At 41.2% G+C, this 3,455-nt stretch carries 4 protein-coding genes and 1 pseudogene; all 5 read right to left on the minus strand.

Annotated elements, in window-relative coordinates:
- Positions 1-269 (minus strand): annotated as a pseudogene (locus L4C37_RS22145) (hypothetical protein); the annotation flags it as partial.
- A gap of 714 nt (positions 270-983) precedes the next feature.
- Positions 984-1,421: a GNAT family N-acetyltransferase gene (locus tag L4C37_RS22150; RefSeq protein WP_429770122.1), complete on the minus strand. Its 438-nt coding sequence runs from the start codon at positions 1,419-1,421 to the stop codon at positions 984-986.
- Positions 1,422-1,587: 166 nt separating this feature from the next.
- Positions 1,588-1,797 carry a DUF3955 domain-containing protein gene (locus L4C37_RS22155; RefSeq protein ID WP_429770124.1) on the minus strand — a complete coding sequence of 70 codons (210 nt, stop codon included), beginning with the start codon at positions 1,795-1,797 and terminating at the stop codon, positions 1,588-1,590.
- 319 nt (positions 1,798-2,116) lie between these two features.
- Positions 2,117-2,260 carry a hypothetical protein gene (locus L4C37_RS22160; protein ID WP_429770126.1) on the minus strand — a complete coding sequence of 48 codons (144 nt, stop codon included), beginning with the start codon at positions 2,258-2,260 and terminating at the stop codon, positions 2,117-2,119.
- Positions 2,261-3,066: 806 nt separating this feature from the next.
- On the minus strand, positions 3,067-3,455 hold a 389-nt coding region (locus L4C37_RS22165), incomplete at its 5' end, for a GNAT family N-acetyltransferase (protein WP_429770128.1).

The raw sequence follows: 3,455 nt of genomic DNA on the forward strand, positions 1-3,455 counted from the left end.
TTCGATGCCTCTATTGATTCTGATTTGTATCCTACAGTACCGCGGGTAGAAAACTGATTTGAGAATTGGTAGTCTATTCCACCAAAAAAAGAAAATCCTTCGTTAGCATTGATTTCATCACTTTCCCCTGAGCTGTAAATACCTTGAAATAGCTCATCTCCACCAAAGCCATAGCCAATACCTAAAACCCCTGATAGATCTTTAGAATAAGCCGATGAAGATATCAGTAATCCCAGTAGTACTGCTTGAGGAACTACTTTTATTGTCATTTGAACTCCTTGTTCTTTTATTAAAATTTAAACCTAACGCCCAATTAAGTTGCAGACCAACGCAAACCTGAACCTAAAGCAACGCGCCGATTACACCCAAACTGTTTGGAACTGAAAATGCCGCGCGTTGGCTGTCAGCTTGAATTGCTTGTTATATTGCCCGCACGACAGATCCAAGTTTAGCGCCAAGGTGCTGAATTGGTTACAAATCTACTGGCTTTGAACTCAGAAGTAAAACGGATAGTTCGAAACTCAATCATAGACAACAAAACGCACTTGGCTAAGAAACGAAATTAGGCAAACTTGAATAGTTCAGTTAGCCTGAATGACAAAGAATTCGGGCGAGAAACCTGACAGAAAAGTACGCTAAACCACAACTTTCAATGCAGTCCCCAAGAAAAAGAAGCCGCGCAAAATGAACTTGAGCCAACAAAACTTACTAACGAGGAGACTTGCGTGACGTTGCAGCTAATTAACCGCAAAACATTCTACGTGCGATGGTCATTTTGATGGCATTTTTCACGGAACGAACAGGTGTGTAGCTTGAACGCAGAACAAAGATAAACGGATAATTTAACCCTTTGAATCTTATGCAATATAACGCCCAATTAAGTAGCTGACAACGCTACCAATACACTCAAATTTACCACCTTAATCACTGAAGCTAAACCGAGTTGAAAATACTAAGCGTTGACAGTCTGCCTAAATTGCTTGTTAGGCTTGTACTTCCATCAAGTGCTCAACCCCTGAGCTTTCCACTACTTTAAAGCCCAATTGCGAGTATAACTGTTTTGCTGGATTTGTTTTGATAACACTCAAACCTACTTTTGAGTTTGTAAGCCCAGCTTTGCCAATCAGGTCAGTGATAAGTTTACTGCCAATTTTTAAACCTTGATACTCCGGAGAAATTTGAATTTGCACCAAATACCAATAGTTGAGTTCTTCGGTATAGGTGGCTTTGAACAAACCAATAGATTTGCCTTTTAATTGCACAATTTGAGCATTAACAAACTCATAGCGTATTCTCTTTTCATACTCTTCTGAGGTCGTCGGCATACCTACCATTTCAAGGTATTTCCTCATTGTTTGGTCTCTGAGAGATACCAAAAAAGGAATATCCGCTTCATTTGCTATTCTAAGAGATATGTCCACATTCCCTCCAAAAGCCTAACGCCCAATTAAGTAGCTGACAACGCTACCTATACACCCAAATTTACCACCTAAATCACTGAAGCTAAAAATGCCAAGCGTTGACAGTCTGCTTAAATTGCTTGTTATAACGAAGGATCTTCGCGCGCCGGTAGCTTAAAAAATACAATTATTTAGCCTTTCTATGCCTAACGAAGGTAAAAACCACAGCAACCAACGCCAATAGCTGAAAAAGCCAAAATAAGGGGATAAACCCAAATGGTTCTATTAAAAAACCATTCTCATCTACATATGAACCAATAGTGTTATACGCAACTAAACACAAAACTCCGCTGACACAGAAAAGGAAGCTTACTTTATACTTACGAAGAAAATTCATCGGAGCCTCAATATTTGAACATCTAAAATGTTCGACATTTTATAAGGGTATATAGTTCACTCCAGTATGCGCAATAGGCGTTAGGAAAGAGAAGTTATAACGCTGCGTTAAGTAGTGAGCAACGCCACCCCCCCACCTAAAACCTTGCCACCTTAAACACTAAAGCTAACCCAAACTGAAAATGCCAAGCGTTGGGAATCTGTCTTAAACGCTTTGTTAGTTTGCTTACATGATACAGCCAAAGTTTAGTGCCAAGGTGCTGAATTGGTTACAAAACTACTGGCTTTGACCGACAATGTAAAACTGAAAACTACGGAACTCAAACACAACCAACAAAACGCACTTGGCTAAGAAGCGGCATGCGCTGCACAACCACAGTTTGAAGTACTTTGGCTGACAAAGGATTCATTCGACCAACCTGAAGGCCAAGTGCGACAAAGCCACTTGTTAACGAGTTAGACACAAAAAAAAGAAGCCGCGCGAGATGCACTAAGTGACCAAAGTTACTAACGCGGAGAAATGAATAACGTTGAACTCAAAGAGCCGAAAGACAGCCTACGCGCGATGAGATTTGGTTGCACAACTTTCGAAAAACGATCAGGTGTAAAGCATAGAAACAGGACTAGGCTTTTTGACTATAAACGCTTTTCTACTTTTGAAAACTAACGCCGCGTTAAGTAGTGAGCAACGCCTGCCACCTAACCTAAACCATTGCACCGTAAACACCAAAACTGACTTGAACTGAAAATGCCGAGCGTTGGGAATCTGTCTTAAACGCTTTGTTAGTTTGCTTACATGATGCAGCCAAAGTTTTTCGCCAAGGTGCTGAATTGGTTACAAAACTACTGGCTTTGAACGCCAATGTAAATCTGAAAACCACTGAACTCAAACACAATCTACAAAACGCACTTGGCTAAGAAGCGACATGCGCTGCACAACCACAGTTTGAAGTACTTTGGCTGACAAAGGATTCATTCGACCAACCTGACAACCAAGTTCAACGAACCGACCTTTCTGTAACCGACTCACCAAGAAAAAGAAACAGCGCGAGAAGCACTAAGCGACCAAAATTACTGATGTGGAGAAATGAATAACCTTGAACTCACAGAGCCGAAAACACCCTACGCGCACTGATGATTTGGTTGCACAACTTTCGAAAAACGAACAGGTGTAAAGCATAGAAACCAGACTAGGCTCTTTGACTACAAACGCTTTTCTACTTTTGCAAACTAACGCCGCGTTAAGTGGTGAGCAACGCTACCATCCAACCTAACCCATTGTGCCGTAAACACTTAAGTAGAAGCAAACCAAAAATGCCGAGCGTTGGGAATCCGTCTTAATCGCTTTGTTATGTGATAATTTCACTACCGCGCTCCAACACCCAACAACGATCACTCTTGGTGTAGCCAATTTGTCCATAATAGTCATTAGCCGCCGTGCGGCGATTAAAAACAGTTTACATGTAGGCTCTATCTGGGATTGAGTTTGAACTTGTAACTGCTTGCCTATTCCCAACCTTTGATATGCTTCATCAACCGCTAGGTCGGACAGATAACAGCAATAATGGAAATCCGTAATAGAGCGAGAAATACCAACCAGTTTAGGACCATACCAAGCTGTGATTATGAGGTTGCTATTGTTCAACATACCGTTGATAC

Source organism: Vibrio kagoshimensis, from assembly GCF_050337535.1.
In the GTDB taxonomy this organism is placed as follows: domain Bacteria; phylum Pseudomonadota; class Gammaproteobacteria; order Enterobacterales; family Vibrionaceae; genus Vibrio; species Vibrio gallaecicus.